Below are 16275 nucleotides of genomic sequence, written 5' to 3'. Positions count from 1 at the left end.
CCAGCCGATTTCGGCTGGGGCTTTTTATCTATCTATCAAGCATACACAATTTACATACCCTGCGTGCTGAACTGTACTTTATCGACCGCAAACAGTGCTTTTGGGCCGGCACTTGGGTTTACAAATACGAGGTATAGTTTATGTACTCCCTGAACCGGCTGCCGGAAGGGAAGTTTAACCTGGCCCGCTGTTCCTTGTTTTACATCGGCTTCGCCTAGTAACGTGCCCGTAGGGGAGTCAAGTCTTGCTTCGAGTTTACCGCCAGCAACCTGATCATTTGAGGCAAATACGGAAGGTGTAAGCGCCTGAATACCAGTTAAGTCAATGTCGTTAAATTCCAGAAAACTACCCGATTTGGTACCGATAGCCGCTGGGCCCAGCGTTGGAATATCGTACTGGAAAATATCCTGCTTACCATCTGCTGAAATCGCTTTTACCATTGGCGACCGCAATGCCAACGACGTTGAGCCTGTGAGGGGCCCGATAATACCGTTACCCCGATCGGTATAGCTGGCCGTCAGGATGTAGGAACCGTCTTTTTTCTGCTGTGCGGGTACGTAATCGCCTGCAATAGGTTGACGATTTGCCTTTTTCTCATCGGCCAGGGAGAGGATGTAGCGAACCATATCCGTGGCTTCGCTTTCTTTCAACTGTGGGTGAGCGCTCATGGCTTGTTCGCCCCAAACACCGCCACCACCAGAAATAATCTTCCGCGCCAGTTTTCCTTCAACCTGAGCACCTTTGTATTTCCTGGCCACTTCGATGTAAGCGGGTCCAATCGACTTCTGGTCAATAGCATGGCAGGCTTTGCAGTCGCTTAACTCCATCAGCCGCTTGCCTGTAGACGTGCCCAGATTAGCCTGGTGCCCCTGTGCCAGCATCGTTTTATCGAAGCCTTCCAGGTAGTCAATTGTCATCGTAACATCGTCGGCATTGATTCCTTTTTGAAGGGTTCCGTCTTCTTTATCAACCACTTTTACTGCATACTTCACCGGTTTGTCAGCGAAATAGAAGGTCTTGTTTCCGGCAACGGCGACTTCTACTTTAGGTTCGTCGTTTCCGACCTTTATTTCCATTGACTTCGTGGCTACGTTTCCAGCAGCATCGGTCACTTTCAGGGTAGCCGGATAGGTTCCGGGTTTGCTAAACGTAACCGTTGGGTTAGCCGTCATTTGCTTTGGCGCACCATTTCCAAATGACCACTCATATTTCAGCGCATCGCCGTCATAATCCATGGATCCTTTCGAATCGAACTTCACCACTAACGGAGCAGCACCAACTGTTTTGTTCGAGCTAGCCACCGCAACCGGCTTACGGTTACCGGCGTTGTAGGTAATGCGAGACAGGCGGGCGTCGGCATTGGCGCCGAACCATTTCTGGCCGTATTCAATCGTATAGAGTGAGCCGTCATTGGCAAACTGCATATCGATGATGTGTGAAAACTTTGTGCTGGGCATGAAGTTCTCCATCTTCACGAAATCGCCGTTCTCTTTCATCGTAACCGGATGAATCCAGTCGCGAATCCAGTCGTAAGCAAAGAATTTGCCATCGAAATGACGGGGAAATTTTACCGCAGTTTCCGGATAATCGTCGTAGTAATACACGGGGCCACCCATCGCATTACGACCGCCTTTGCCAACAATTTCGCCAAACTCCGGCGATTCTGCGTAGGGGTAATAGATAAACGCTTTTTGAGCGGGTGGCAACTCGGTCAGGCCGGTATTGTGGGGCGAATTGTTGATCGGTTTCATCGGATCAAACAGAGGGCCCGTTGTGCTATCGGCAAAGGTGCGCTGATTATAAGGACGGTTATCAGCCACAAACAACGGCCAGCCAAAATAGCCTGCCTTGCGGGCCTGGTTCATTTCGTCGTGACCACGTGGGCCGTATTTAGTGCTGTTGTTACCGGCATCCGGGCCAACTTCGCCCCAGTACAGGAACCCCGTGCGCTGATCCACCGAAATACGATACGGATTGCGGTTACCCATTACGTAAATCTCGGGCCGGGTTTTTGGCGTTCCTTTGGGGAAAAGGTTTCCTTCGGGAATGGTGTATGTGCCATCAGCTTCGGGATGAATCCGCATAATTTTACCTCGCAAATCATTCGTGTTACTTGAGGTCAACCGGGCATCCCAACCACCGCGACCGGCCCGCTCGTCGATAGGCGCATAGCCATCGGAGTTAAATGGGTTGGTATCGTCACCTGCCGAGAGGTACAAATTGCCTTTCCGATCCCAGGCAATCGAACCGCCTGTATGGCAGCAACCGTCACGCTTTACAGGAATGGTGAGCAGTACTTTTTCGGTATTGAGCAGAACGGTATCCTTCACATCATCATATACAAAGCGCGATAAGTGTTGGGCTGTATCGGCAACGGTTTTTCCGGTTGATGGGGAGTAATAGACGTAGATCCACTTATTCTGCTTGAAGTTTGGGTCGATGTTGAGACCCATCAGGCCGTATTCAAACTTGCTGAAAACCGGGAAATTAGCGACTACTTTTTTCGATTTCTTCTTGGGGTCATACACCGTCAGCTCACCTTTGCGCTGCGTATACAGTACTTTGCCATTGTCTAATACAACCAATTCCGTTGGTTCATCCATCCCCTGAATCAACACCTGTTGCTCAAAGCGGTTTTCCTCAGGAAAGGGTTGCGTTTTAGCCTGGCCAAATTTCAGGCTGGTTGCCATTACGGATTTGATACCACCCAGAATATGCTGCAAAAAGAGTGGGTCGCTGTATGACTCATCCGTATGGCCACCACCGGTGTAAAAAGCCTTCCCACCATCAAAATCGTGATGCCAGATAAAGGGGTGATTGTCGCCGTTTTTGCCTCCTTCGTAGGTTTTCTCATCCAGTTTACCCAGGACTTTCAGATCAGGCTGGATACTCTTGTAGCTATACCACTCATCCCAGCGCTTCCATACGTCCGGCAGCATTTTAGTTGATGGGTGACTTTTGTCGATGATGTCAATTTCGGCGTTTTGCTGCTTCGGGTGATTTAAGAAATAAGCACCCACCAACTGGTTGTACCAGGGCCAGTCATATTCGGTGTCTGCGGCTGCGTGAATACCGACAAAGCCACCGCCTGCCTGAATGTATCGTTCAAAAGCGGCTTGCTGGACATCGTCGAGGATATTGCCCGTAGTGCTTAGGAAGATAACCGCACTGTAGCGTTTAAGGTTTGCTTCATTAATTTTCGTGGCATCTTCGGTGGTATCAACGCCGAACCCGTTTTCCTGGCCGAGTTTCATAATGGCCATCTTTCCAACAGGGATAGAGGCATGCCGAAACCCTTTCGTTCTCGAAAAGACCAATACCCGGTTCAGGGCCATAGGGTTGTCTGCCGAAGCCATAGCCGGTTTACTGGCTGTTCGTTTGGCCGTTGTTTGTGCCCAGACCGTATTTGTCGGCGTAGACACGGCAGTTGCCAGCACGCCCATCAGCAACAATGCCTGGGAGTGAAGCCGTAAGTTTTTCATAGGATTGGGATTTATGCAGATTGGTTTTTTTACGGCTACAAGCCAATTAGCCGCTTAACTTATTTGATGATTCAATAGACTTTTATTGGGAAACAAAAGTAACGAAAAAGCGAACGCTACACTGTAGCCGTTCGCTTAAAATAAAGGTTAAATTGACACTAATCTACTTTCCTGAATACCATGATAGATTTACCTCCGCGCAGTAAGGTTAGCTTACCCTCATTTACCTGATACGCAAGCGGTTCTGTAAATTCCTGTAGAAACTTACTTTCAAACTGACCCACTTCGCCCATACAAGCCATTTTGGTTGTAACCAGTGGGCCGAACAATATTTTTTGGGTATCGGCTTTAATGGTTCCGCTCAGCCGGTTGCAGCCTGTTGTACCCGTAACGCGACCTTCGGAAAGGGATATTTCCAGGCGGGGCAGTTCGTTGCGAGGACCACCAGCGGCAATTGGATTTCCCTGAAAACTCGCTAATACCCATATGTCGTTGAGTAAAGCAAGTTGCTGTAAGGAAGCCCCACAGCCCGTATAGCTCTTTCGGTTGAAATTGACTTCAACCCGGTAATCAAACCGCTGCCCCGATAGTTTATCGACGCAACTTTCCGACCGGAACAACGCACTGATTTTTTCGGTACCCCCTGCGGAATTGTATCGGAAAGTACCATCCGAGTCTGTCTGACGTTCCGGCACGGAGGTTACCAGGCTATCCCCCGCCAATGTTTTAAAGCGTAAAATACCTTTAGAGGAATTGATCGTGAGTGACCAGGAGGGATCATTACCCTGGGCAATGAGTTCATCGCCTGCTTTCAGGTATTGGCTGAAGTCGGAGGGTTGATTGACAGGGGTCATCATTGCTGCCAACTGCGTAGAAGGACGGCGACAGGCTACTGTCAGGAATAATAGGCCAACCAGGAGCGTTCGCATGGCTATTTATATCAGAGTTCTTTTCAATAAGACACCCGTTGCCTGAAAAAGTTTAGTTTCATAAAAGCATACTTTGTCGTGAATACGATCAGAAAAGCTGTTTGGTCACAGACTTTCGACTTGTTGATGGAATAAGTCCTGATTCTCAGTATAAAACGGTTTTATGAACAGTCTGATTCTACCCTAAGTTACATTGTCTTATAGACAGAACGTTATGAAAAAAGGATGGATTATTGCACTGGCTCTGTTGTTACTAGGGGCACTGGGAGCGTATATATGGTATAGTCGTTTAAAGCATGAGGCTGCTGCCGAAGGTGGTGCGTACGATAATACGCTGAAACCCAGGTTAGAGATGACCCGCTTTGCGATTACAGATATTAGTGAGGATACCGTCCGAATGAATCTGTATATGCTGATTGATAATCCTTTGCCAGTTGGCTTTAAGTCGCCCAATATGGATTATACATTCTATATCGCTAATACGCCAGTGATGGTTGATGCGTATAAAAAGCCCATTGAGGTGAAAGCTGGTGATAGTACAGTCGTGATGTTGCCAGCTAAATTGCTGCTGAAGAAGCTAACAAAAGTCCTTGAAACACTTGACCGAAAGGATATTGATAGTACCAACTATAAAATGCGGACAAAATTTGCCCTGGATATCCCCATTCTGGGACAAAAAACATTCGAGACAACCGTTGACAAGCGAATGCCGACTTTTTATTTACCAAAGGTTAAAATCGATGATATTGACTTCGGAAAATTGGGGTTAAAACGAACTGATATCGCAGCTAAAGTTAGTATTACGAACAGGAATAAATTTCCATTCAATATTACGGATGCGCACTATACCGTCACTATTGCAGGGAAGACCATTGCGGATGGCTATCAGCCGGAGCCGATCCTGATAAAAGCCCAGTCTACTACGCCCGTTATTTTTCCTGTGACAGCCCGGCCCGGTAAAACATTGAGTGTGCTACCCAAAATGCTGTTCGATAAAAAGGACACCCCTTATGAGGTTAAGTTCCGAAGCAAACTCATCGATCCAAAAAACAACCCCATGATTCAGCACAGCAAGTTCGTGTCGACGATAACCGGCACGCTGGACGATTTTAAGAAGCTAAAGAAGTGAACGAACCCTCAACGCGCTATAACCATCCGTTTTGTCAGTAATCCCTGCGCCGTTTCAACCCGTAATACATAATCGCCGGTTGGTAAACTTCCTACATTTAACAACACGGATGTTGGCGTTGGACGCGAGCTATCTATCGATAAAAACCGCCCCTGCATGTTGGCCACCTGCACAGATTTTACCCCCTGTACCAGCCAGTCTGATTCCAGTACGACTTCTGCAGAAGCGGGATTTGGAAAGAGCTTTGCTTCGGTTGCGCCGGGATCAATTGCGGTAACCACCGCTGGTGCGCGGAACACGGTAGCAACTGGAAAGTCTTTAAACAAGGTAGCTGTTTCAGTACTGGCGTCGGTACCAAACCAATCGGTTAGGATGGCTGCGTAGACTTGCCGGAAATCGGTCTGCATTTTCAGGTTGTTGTTGTCCAGATCGCTCAGGTTTGGATTCTTACCCACCATTGGCGATTTAATAGCTGTGCCAAAGACAAACATCGGAGCTGAAGTACCGTGGTCGGTTCCGTAGCTGCCGTTTGAAATTGCCCGTCGACCAAACTCCGAGAAGGTCATGCCTACCACCCGGTCGTCTACTTTCAACTGCGTCAGGTCGTTCTGGAAAGCCGACACGGCGTCGGAGAGCGTTTTGAGCAGGTTGGCATGAGTGCCTGTGGTGGTATCAGTAGCAACTACCTGAGCGGCATGGTTGTCGAAACCGCCAAGCGTTACGTAATAAACTTTGGTTTGCAGCCCACCCGAAATGAGCCGGGCAATGATTTTCAGTTGGTCACCGAGGGCATTTGCGGTGGGATAGGTTGCCAGATTTTTTCCTTTACCAGCCGCCGTTTTAATCTGCCCCGCATAACTCACCGAACTGGCCTGCTGCTGCCGAATGTAGTCAATTTGCTGACCGGCATAACCCGTCAGGTTGGTGGCGGGCGCGTTCGGTTTATCCCCCACTAAGCGGGCGAAGGTTTCAGGGTCTTGTAGTACAACTGCCATTGAATTCGTTGGCCCAAGCAAAGAGGTTGCCGTTACATAGCCGATCTGAATAGCTGGCGGATCAGGCATTTGGGCTGTGGGGTACTTATCTGGAAAGCCAGGAAAACGTTGGTCAAGGTACCGGCCTGTCCAGCCTGAAGTGGCTGTTTGGTTGGAGTCGACGGCAGTCATCCAGATGTCGCTGGCGCGGAAGTGGGAGAAGTTCGGTGTTGGGTAGGATACCCCCTGCACAATACTCAGCTTGCCTTCGTTGAACAGTTGCTGCATACCCGTCATGGCGGGGTGCAGACCGGTTCCGGCGTAGTTTTTTAACTTAAGGGCTTTCGCTTCCGGTATAGCAATGTTGCCCCGAAAGTTCGGTGCTGTATACACGCTCATTTGATCGAGCGGAATGACCATGTTCAGTCCATCATTGCCACCCTGCAACTGGATAATTACCAGCACCCGATCGCTTTGGTCGGCCAGGCTAATCAGCGATTGAATGAACGACGATGGACGAGCAAAGGCCTTAGCCCCGTACCCATCAATCAGAACTGGCAGCACCAGCGAGGAAGCCGCATAGCGGAGGAAATTACGACGCTTCATGGCGTTTAAAGAGCGAAAGAGTGAAAGAGCGAATGAGTGAAGGAAAGACGCGCTAGCCACTCTTTCACTCTTTCGCTCTTTAGTTTTAAATTACCTGGTACTCGGCCATGCGGAAAATGTATTGCAGGAGCGTAGTTAACTTTAGCTGAACCGCCTGTTTCTTGGCAGCATCGTTCGGGTTCTTCACATAGTCGTTCCACTCGCTGGTCCACTCATAGCGTGGAATGGAGCCGAGTAAAACCGTATCGGTCAGGAAATCTTTCTGCACCTGATCCAGTGGAATGGAAAGCAGTTGCGCTGTCATCTCCGTAACCAACTTCGCAGGGTCAGTCGGGTCCGACATTGTTTTTGCGTACGTCAGTCCGTCAACGACCACTCTGCCATTCAATTTCTGAGCACCATTGGTAAGTACATCCCCAAAATTGCCCCGTAATCCCAGCGTAGTGGAATTAATCCATTGCTGGTAATAGCCCGTTTGGTAGTAGGCCGTCCAGCCGAAAACTGTGGGCGGGTTCAGTAAATCCTGCTGTTCTTCTTTAATTCGGGCATTTATGTAGTTTCCAATTTGGTAGTAGGCAGTTATGTTCTGGGTTGGGTCAGGCGACTGTAGTCCCCAAAAACGTAAAGTTCCCACCACTAAATCGGTAGGCGACTTAATGACCGCTCCTCTTAGGGCTTCATCGAAGAAATGCTGGCTTTGGAAAAGGGCCGTCAATACGGGTTTGATTTCGAAGTTAGCTTTGCGAAATAAATCAGCGAGTGGCTGAATAAAATTCGTTTCAACGGCGTCTGGAATATCGGAGTTGATAAACCAGCGATACAGTTTTCGGCAGATGTACCGGGGCGTTTCCACGTTCTTCAGGATCATATCCACCAGATCGGTCAGTTCATCCAGCCCCGCGTTAGCCCCTGAACGGCCTTTAATTACCGTATTCTGATACGTTGACGAGAACGTTTTGTCGGTCGTGTCATGCCGATTCGCCCTAAAAGTATTACCAATAGTGGCGGTAGTCACATCACGATAACCCGTATCGGCCCAACCCGTTAGCACCTTAGCCGCAGCCCGGACATCTGCTTCGGTATACCCACCATTGCGCCCGATGGTAAAGAGTTCCTGTAGCTCACGGGCGTAATTTTCATTGGCTGTACCCACCACATTCTGATTGCCGTTCAGAAACCGAAGCATAGCCGGGTCCTGGGTAATAGCTATTGTAAATGCTTTAAAATTCCCCAGTGCGTATTGCCGAAGCAACGTATTGTACCGATACATATACCGGTAGTCATTCACGGTTGAATCGTTAGTGACGAAATGGTTGGACCAGAACAAGGTCATTTTTTCGATCAGCGATACTGGCTGGTTGAGCATCAGATTGGCCCACCACATTTTTACATACGCTTCAAATGTGCCCTGATTCGTTGTGTCGAATGGCTGATCCGTAAATGTCCTGCTCGTTTTTAGATCGAGTGGAAGGGCAGGAGCAGGCTGATCGGCCAGGAGTTTCGGTACGACCTGAGCCGCAGTTTGCCCAGTAAACGTCTTGATTTGGCCAGAAGTAGGGCCGAACGTAGCCCTTCGGAGCAGGTAAGCTACCTGGTCTGCCGTCAGAGGTTTTGTATACGCATCGAGTAGAGCCACGGCATAAGTAATTTTACGGGTTCAGAGGTTTATTGAAGACTGACAATAAACAGCACAGTAGGGTTTAATCAATATAGCTTAATTAATTGATATTTAATTTGTTTACATACAAAAACGCCCCATAGCCAGATGACTATGGGGCGTCTTGAAATTAAAAAACTTCTCGAAACGCTTAACGTTTCGGGAGTTGATCGAGCTTACAATTGAGGTTGTTCCAGCACAACGGTTTCATCGACAAGCCCAGATTTGCTATTGCGTAACCAAAACCAAAGGGCTGTGAAGGCAAAAATCAGGATAATCGGAAACGTCATCATGGTAGACAGGGTAGCTTGACCGGCGGCTAACTCCAGGGCTGATCCGCTAAGGCCTTTGGCTGCTGCTGCTGCATGGTCTGAATCGATCCACCGGCCGATGATAGGCTGGAAGATAGACGTTGATAGCATACCTACACCACCAATAATAGACATGCCCAGTGCTCCGCTTAAGGGAACCCGCTGCGCAACAAAGCCAATCATGGTTGGCCAGTTAAAGCATACGCCAAGACCAAATATGACAGCAGCTAAATAAGCGATTGGACCAGTAACCGTACTAAACATATAAATACCGATGGTGGCTAAGACTGCACCGCCAAGTAATACGCCTGTCTGACCAAATTGTGCCACAACCGGCCCGGTGAAAAGCCGCCCAACCGTCATGACACCAAATGTCAACGCTAATACCAGCATGGCATCTGCTCCGCTACTGCTTAACACAACAGCTACCCACTGGTTAGGACCAAATTCGGTGATAGCGGTCAGCGCCATGCAGCAGAACAGGGCAATGTATAAAGGAGTTAGCATAGCCTGGAAGTTTTTCGCTAACGACGTAACGCCTTCCACTTTTGGCTTTGGGAAAGCCTGCCCGAAAAACAGGAATGCATAGACTACGGTAGGAAGCATAAGCACCCAGATCTGAGCCTGCCAGGAGAAACCGCCTTCAGTCATGAATTTGGAGATTAAGCTACCAATAACAATTCCTCCTGGAAACCACATATGGAACCGGCCTAGCATTTTATTCAGCTTGCTGCTGGTATACATATCGGCAATCATTGGGTTACAGGCGGCCTCTGTACAACCATTCCCAAAACCGATGAAGAATGTCGAGAATAACAGGCCTGTGTAGCCACCTGCATAAATAGTCAGTAAAATTCCCAGTGTGTGCGCAACAACGGCAACCTGCATAATGATTTTTGGACCTACTGTATGGTAAACGATACCACCAATGATCATCGAAATAGGAAACCCAAAAAAGAACATGGAATTGATAAAGCCCAACTGCTCGGCAGTCAACCCAAACTCAGTGCCTAGTTGAGGCAGAATACCCGCCCGTATACTGAACGAAAAGGCTGTGGTAATAATGGCAAGACAGCTTGCCAGGAATAGCCGTGAAGGATTAACGGTTTGATTCATTTTCTGAAAGAGAGGGGATTTAGTGAGTTTACTATTTGGATTAAAAAAGCAAAAGGCGGCAAGGGGGATAAACTCCCCGCTGAACCAGCGTTTTTGTGCAAAATTTCCGAAAAATAAGAGAAAACAACTAATTTCCAGCCGTAAAATAAGTGAGTAGGTTCGGCAACGAGCCGCCTTGATGAAATAACCTTCGGATAAAGCAGGGGCAAGCCTTTCCAGGAGTGGCCTGATTTTGTTAAACCGATGATACTACCTATTACTAAAACGTTCATAATCAATTGTAAATTATCCGTTACGGAACTCAACTTAAACACTGATGCACAGAAAATTGCGAATGGGTATGGTTGGCGGAGGCCTTGATGCCTTCATTGGAGCCGTTCACCGTCGGGCCGCTGGGTTCGATGGCGAAATCGAATTAGTGTGTGGCTGCTTTAGCTCATCGCCCGATAAATCGAAGGCTGCCGGTCACGCGCTCTACCTACCCGAAAACCGAGTTTATACCTCGTTTGAGGAAATGATCTTAGCCGAAAAGGCCTTACCGGAAGGCGAGCGTATGGATTTTTTGTCCATCGTAACCCCCAACCACATGCACTTTCCTCCCGCTAAAATGGCGCTTGAAAATGGCTTTCACGTCATGTGCGACAAGCCGATGACGCTGACTCTGGAAGAAGCTAAAGAACTTGCAGAAATCGTCGAAAAGTCGGGATTAGTGTTTGGACTGACCCACAACTACACCGGTTACCCAATGGTGAAAGAAGCCCGCGATATGATTCGTAACGGGAAGCTGGGTAAAATCCGGAAAGTTGTTGTTGAATATCCGCAGGGATGGTTATCGAAGAAAGAAGAAGATACCGATTACAAACAGGCGATCTGGCGTACGGATCCAGCTAAATCAGGAGCCGCTGGCTGTATGGGTGATATTGGTACGCACGCCGAAAACCTGGCCGAGTATGTAACGGGCTTGCAAATCTCTGAGCTCTGTGCTGATCTTACGGCCTTCGTGCCGGGTCGTCAACTTGACGATGATGGCAATGTGCTATTACGTTTTGAAGGTGGTGCCAAAGGAGTTTTGCATGCCAGCCAGATTGCCAATGGCGAAGAGAATGCGCTGAAAATCTACGTTTATGGTGAACTCGGTGGTCTGGAATGGCATCAGATGGAACCCAACACGCTGAAATACAAGACTCAGGAAGGCCAGCGCATCATCCGCCCCAACGTAGGCACCTTGTCGGCGTCAGCATCCGCTCACTGGCGTATGCCTGCTGGTCACCCCGAAGGGTTCTTCGAAGCCTTCGCCAACCTGTACCGCAACTTTGCCTACGCTGTAAAAGCGCATATGGAAGGCCGTGATCCTGATCCTATTTACGATTTCCCCAAAGCTGCCGATGGTGTTCGTGGGCTCGCGTTCATTGATACCGTCATCGCGTCGAACAAGAGCGACGAGAAGTGGACGAAGTTTGTGGCCTAAGATTTAAACGCAAAGGGCGCAAAGGTACACGCAAAGAACGCTAAGAACTTTTGCTTTTACCGTTGCGCTCTCTGCGTATACCTTTGCGTCCTTTGCCGGTCCGCTGGTGCGGTTTAAAATTTATACTACAAAACCCAAACCAATGCAAAAAATTAATGTTGGTGTCGTTGGCACCGGATTCATCGGCCCTGCGCACATCGAAGCGTTGCGTCGCCTGCCGAATACAAATGTCCTCGCCCTTTGCGAAGTAACAACCGAACTGGCTCGTCAGAAAGCCGATCAACTGGGTATCGAACGCGCCTGTACGTTTGATGAACTGTTGAAGATGGACGACATCAAAGTGGTACATATCTGTACGCCTAACTTCCTGCACTATGCGCAATCAAAAGCGGCTCTGGAAGCCGGTAAGCACGTTGTCTGCGAAAAGCCACTGGCAAAAGATCTGCACGAAGCCGAAGAACTGGTGAAGCTGGCCAAGGAAACAGGATTGGTCAACGCCGTCCATTTTAATCTACGCTATTATCCATTGGTTCGTCAGATGAAGGTGATGCGGGAGCAGGATGATCTGGGCGAAGTCTATTCGATTATTGGCTCGTATTTGCAGGATTGGCTCTTCTACGATACCGACTATAACTGGCGGCTAGAACCCGATAAATCGGGGGATTCCCGTGCCATTGCCGACATCGGTTCGCACTTAATGGACAGCCTGGAATACATCACCGGCCTGAAAACAGTAGCCGTTATGGCTGATTTCAATACAGTTCATAAACTCCGCAAGAAGCCCCTAAAACCCGTTGAAACGTATTCAGGGAAGATGCTTCAGCCAGAAGATTACGCGGATGTGCCCATCAATACCGAAGATCATGCGAACGTATTGCTTCGCTTCGACAATGGTAACCGGGGTGTCATTACAGTATCGCAGGTATCGGCAGGGCGCAAAAACCAGATGAAACTGGAGATTGCCGGGTCGAAGAAAACCTACGCCTGGAATTCAGAAGCACCGAACGAAATGTGGATCGGTAACCGCGATGGGGCGAACCAGTCGTTCATGCGCGACCCATCCTTAGCGCACCCAGAAGCGCGTTCAGTGATTTCATTCCCCGGTGGTCATAACGAAGGCTTCCCCGATACATCGAAACAGCTGTTCAAGGAAGTCTACGCAGCCATTGAAGCCGGAAAGCAGCCGGAGAACCCAACTTACCCAACCTTCGCTGATGGCTATCGCGAGCTGTTAATTTGCGAGAAGATTCTGGAATCGAATCGCAAGCAAGCGTGGGTGGAGATTTAATTTTTAAACACAGAGCGCACAGAGATTCCTCACAGAGAAAGGAGGAAACTTTGTGCGCTCTGTGAAAACCTCTGTATGCTTTGTGTTTAAACTTTTGATAGACGCTTAACCAATTAGAACTTATGAAGACAATGAAAGGCCCCGGCATTTTCCTTGCTCAGTTCCTGGGCGATGCCGAACCCTTTAATTCCCTTGAGTCCATCGCGAAATACATGGCCGATCTTGGCTATAAAGGTGTCCAGATTCCTACCTGGGACCCGCGTTTGATCGACCTCAAAAAAGCTTCCGAGAGCCTAACGTACTGCGATGAGCTGAAAGGTAAACTCAAAGACATCGGCGTCGAAATTACCGAACTCGCTACCCACTTACAGGGGCAACTGGTAGCCGTTCACCCAGCTTACGGCCCAATGTTCGATGGGTTCGGTCCTGCAGAATTGGCGGGCAAGCCTAAAGACCAACAGGCCTGGGCCGTCGATCAATTGTTGATGACTGCCAAAGCCAGTAAAAACCTTGGTCTGGTCGCCAGTCCAACATTTTCGGGTGCGTTGCTTTGGCCGTTTATTTACCCCTGGCCGCAGCGTCCTGCCGGTCTGGTCGAAACGGGCTTTAAAGAACTCGCCGACCGCTGGTTGCCGATTCTGAACGCTTACGACGAAGCGGGTGTCGATCTGGCTTACGAGTTGCACCCCGGCGAAGACTTACACGATGGGATTACATTCGAGATGTTCCTGGAGAAAGTGGGTAACCACCCACGCGCGGGCATCAACTACGATCCAAGTCACTTTGTACTGCAACAACTGGATTACCTGCAATTCATCGACTTCTACCACGATCGTATCTACGCCTACCACGTGAAAGATGCCGAGTTTAACCCGACGGGTAAGCAGGGCGTGTATGGTGGTTACCAGGGCTGGGTCGAACGGGCCGGTCGGTTTCGGTCATTGGGCGACGGGCAGGTTGACTTCTCGGGCATCTTCTCTAAACTGGCACAGTACGACTATGATCGCTGGGCTGTATTAGAATGGGAGTGTGCTCTGAAACATCCAGAACAAGGCGCTGCGGAAGGAGCCCCTTTCATCGACAGCCACATTATCCGCGTCACTGAACGGGCCTTCGACGATTTCGCCGGAACCGGTGCTGATGATGCGTTTAATAAGAAGGTGTTAGGGTTGTAATAGAACTGTATTTGTGATTTTATTCGTGGTGTCGGGTTCTCAAACCCGACACCTTTTTAATATTAATAAATTATACGGTAATGTTAGAAACTAAGCAGCTAAAAGATTTCTTGGAAGATCAAAGTAATTTAATAGTTGACCTAAATATTTCTCTAGGAAATATGAGAAGGTTAATGATAGAAAAATATGATTTCGAAGACCAAATAAAAAAATATGGATTTTTTAAGCATCACATTTATCAATTGAAATTTATATCTATTATTCAGCTCTCTAAATTATTTAGTTCAAAGAAGAATGAAGAACGAAGTTTTTATAAACTATGTAATAAATTAGAAACATCAGAATATGGATTGACTTTGAGAAGTTTGATGGAAGATAATAAAAATAAATTGACGGAAGAGGTAAAATCAAAATCTGATATTGTAAGCCTGGTAGCTGAAGTACGTATTCTAATAAATACTCATAAGGAGCTAATTAGTCGAGTTGTTAGTTTGAGGGATCAAGTTTACGCCCACATAGATAATAGCCCTAGAACCCAATCTGTATCATTAGATGAGATGAAAGTATTGGTTGAACTTGCGAATAAAATTCATAATTTAATTCGTTTTAGAATATTCTTTTGGCAGACAATGTTCGATCACGTTCGAGACTGGAGTATTGATCCTATACTGTGGCAAATGTCAGAGCTAAAAAAAATAGATTTAGAAGAACTTAGGAAAAAGAAGGGCTTTATATCTGAATGAAGATTACTTTTTTATATATTATTGCGATTAGGTCTCAGTTTTATAAAACTTAACAAAACTAATGGCAGGTCAAGGTTCGGGTGGCAACGTGTTGGCTGCTCTTTGTAGTTTCTTCATTCCCGGTTTAGGGCAACTCTTACAGGGCCGGTTGCTGATGGCTATTTTACAGTTTGTATTGGCTGGTGCGCTTTGGTTTTTCCTGATGGGGTGGATCATTCACCTCTGGTCCATTATTGATGCTGCCCGGTACGATCCGGCTAAATAATACGTACTTACGATATTTTCTTGTTGGGCGCGAAACTCCTCTGCGCCCTTTTAACCATGCATTCATGCAACCCTTCCCGGTTTCTTCGTCAATTTTATCGACAGCCCACCTTGCCCAGTTTTTACAAGACAAGTATAATTTGAATCAACAGGCTAGCTGTAAGTTATTAAAAGCGGGTGTCAATCACTCGTATCTGGTTACCAATGGCTCGGCAAAATCTATTTTTCGCCTGTATAGCCTGGACTGGCGTACCGAAGTTGAGATCGGCGAGGAAATTCGATTGTTGACTCTATTGCAGGAAAATGGACTGCCTGTTTCCTACCCAGTTGCCGATGCCAGCGGGACATACATTCAGGAACTGAATGCACCTGAAGGTAAGCGGTTTGGCGTACTCTTCTCATTTGCCGAAGGAGAAAAACTGCTTACGTTTTCGGAGGAATTACATTATAAACTCGGGCAAATTATGGCCCGTTTTCATCAGCTTACCTTGGGTTTAACACTAGAGCGAGAGACGTATACAGCCCAGATTCTTTTAGTTGATCCCATTGAGAAGCTAAAACCATTTCTTCCAGAAGAAACGCCAGAGTTCCAGTTTATGCTATCGGCACAGCAGTATATGCTGGATGAATTTGCGCGTATCGATCAGTCCAAAATTCGCCGAGGTATCGTGCATTTAGATATCTGGTTCGACAACCTGAACATTGCCAGCGATGGGACAATCACGTTGTTCGACTTCGATTTCTGCGGCAACGGCTTGTTATGTCTTGACATCGCCTACTACATTTTGCAAATTCACAGCACCGAAGCCGAGGTGGGGGAGTTTACCAAAAAGAAAGAAAGCTTTCTACAAGGCTACGAGTCAATCACGAAAATCAGTGATGAGGAAATGCGATTATTGCCGATGCTGGCCGAAAGTATTTACTTCTTTTACGTCGGCGTTCAGTGTGAGCGATTCGACAACTGGTCCAATACATTCCTGAATGATCTGTACCTAAAACGGTTTATCAACCTGCGCCTAAAACGCTGGTTCGATTTTAATAACTTGGGGAAATAGATAATTTATTAAACACAGAGCCACGGAGAACACAGAGAAATATCATTTAAATAACTCTGTGTTCCCCGTGGCGCAACG

Annotated in this window: 13 protein-coding genes; 7 read left to right on the top strand and 6 right to left on the bottom strand. The window is 47.7% G+C overall.

Annotation, left to right across the window (positions count from 1 at the left end; genetic code table 11):
* Positions 1 to 50: 50 nt before the first annotated feature.
* Entirely contained in the window at positions 51 to 3482 is a 3432-nt protein-coding gene (locus EXU85_RS26815) for a ThuA domain-containing protein (RefSeq protein WP_142775029.1), read from the bottom strand.
* 158 nt (positions 3483 to 3640) lie between these two features.
* On the bottom strand, positions 3641 to 4411 hold the full coding sequence (locus tag EXU85_RS26810; protein ID WP_142775028.1) for an META domain-containing protein: 771 nt from the start codon (positions 4409 to 4411) through the stop codon (positions 3641 to 3643).
* Positions 4412 to 4625: 214 nt separating this feature from the next.
* Between EXU85_RS26810 and EXU85_RS26805 the strand changes: the two genes are divergently transcribed.
* Positions 4626 to 5540: an LEA type 2 family protein gene (locus tag EXU85_RS26805; RefSeq protein ID WP_142775027.1), complete on the top strand. Its 915-nt coding sequence runs from the start codon at positions 4626 to 4628 to the stop codon at positions 5538 to 5540.
* 8 nt (positions 5541 to 5548) lie between these two features.
* Here the strand turns inward: EXU85_RS26805 and EXU85_RS26800 are convergent, their stop codons facing one another.
* The 4 genes from EXU85_RS26800 to EXU85_RS26785 form a co-directional block, all read right to left on the bottom strand.
* Positions 5549 to 7120, bottom strand: a complete 1572-nt coding sequence (locus EXU85_RS26800) for a DUF1501 domain-containing protein (RefSeq protein ID WP_142775026.1) — start codon at positions 7118 to 7120, stop codon at positions 5549 to 5551.
* A gap of 85 nt (positions 7121 to 7205) precedes the next feature.
* Positions 7206 to 8756 (bottom strand): DUF1800 family protein, encoded by a 1551-nt coding sequence (locus tag EXU85_RS26795; RefSeq protein ID WP_142775025.1) that lies wholly within the window; start codon positions 8754 to 8756, stop codon positions 7206 to 7208.
* A gap of 197 nt (positions 8757 to 8953) precedes the next feature.
* A complete protein-coding gene (locus EXU85_RS26790; RefSeq protein ID WP_142775024.1) occupies positions 8954 to 10204 on the bottom strand; it encodes a sugar MFS transporter in 1251 nt (416 codons plus the stop codon).
* On the bottom strand, positions 10201 to 10476 hold the full coding sequence (locus EXU85_RS26785; RefSeq protein ID WP_142775023.1) for a hypothetical protein: 276 nt from the start codon (positions 10474 to 10476) through the stop codon (positions 10201 to 10203). Before EXU85_RS26785 ends, EXU85_RS26790 begins: the two co-directional genes overlap by 4 nt.
* Before the next feature lie 62 nt (positions 10477 to 10538).
* Here EXU85_RS26785 and EXU85_RS26780 point away from each other — a divergent pair, with 62 nt between their 5' ends.
* The 6 genes from EXU85_RS26780 (at position 10539) to EXU85_RS26755 (ending at position 16197) form a co-directional block, all read left to right on the top strand.
* Positions 10539 to 11672, top strand: a complete 1134-nt coding sequence (locus EXU85_RS26780; protein ID WP_142776847.1) for a Gfo/Idh/MocA family protein — start codon at positions 10539 to 10541, stop codon at positions 11670 to 11672.
* 142 nt (positions 11673 to 11814) lie between these two features.
* Complete coding sequence (locus tag EXU85_RS26775; protein ID WP_142775022.1) at positions 11815 to 12960, top strand: Gfo/Idh/MocA family protein; 1146 nt, start codon at positions 11815 to 11817, stop codon at positions 12958 to 12960.
* 122 nt (positions 12961 to 13082) lie between these two features.
* Positions 13083 to 14135, top strand: a complete 1053-nt coding sequence (locus EXU85_RS26770) for a sugar phosphate isomerase/epimerase (RefSeq protein WP_142775021.1) — start codon at positions 13083 to 13085, stop codon at positions 14133 to 14135.
* 80 nt (positions 14136 to 14215) lie between these two features.
* Entirely contained in the window at positions 14216 to 14878 is a 663-nt protein-coding gene (locus EXU85_RS26765; RefSeq protein WP_142775020.1) for a hypothetical protein, read from the top strand.
* A gap of 61 nt (positions 14879 to 14939) precedes the next feature.
* Entirely contained in the window at positions 14940 to 15143 is a 204-nt protein-coding gene (locus EXU85_RS26760) for a hypothetical protein (protein WP_142775019.1), read from the top strand.
* Between the two features lie 64 nt (positions 15144 to 15207).
* Complete coding sequence (locus EXU85_RS26755) at positions 15208 to 16197, top strand: phosphotransferase (RefSeq protein WP_142775018.1); 990 nt, start codon at positions 15208 to 15210, stop codon at positions 16195 to 16197.
* The last annotated feature ends 78 nt before the right edge of the window (positions 16198 to 16275 follow it).

Origin of the sequence: Spirosoma sp. KCTC 42546 (assembly GCF_006965485.1) — a bacterium.
Taxonomy (GTDB): Bacteria; Bacteroidota; Bacteroidia; order Cytophagales; family Spirosomataceae; genus Spirosoma.
The sequence above is the reverse complement of the archived record's forward strand: the minus strand, read 5'-3'. Positions and strand labels throughout refer to the sequence as shown.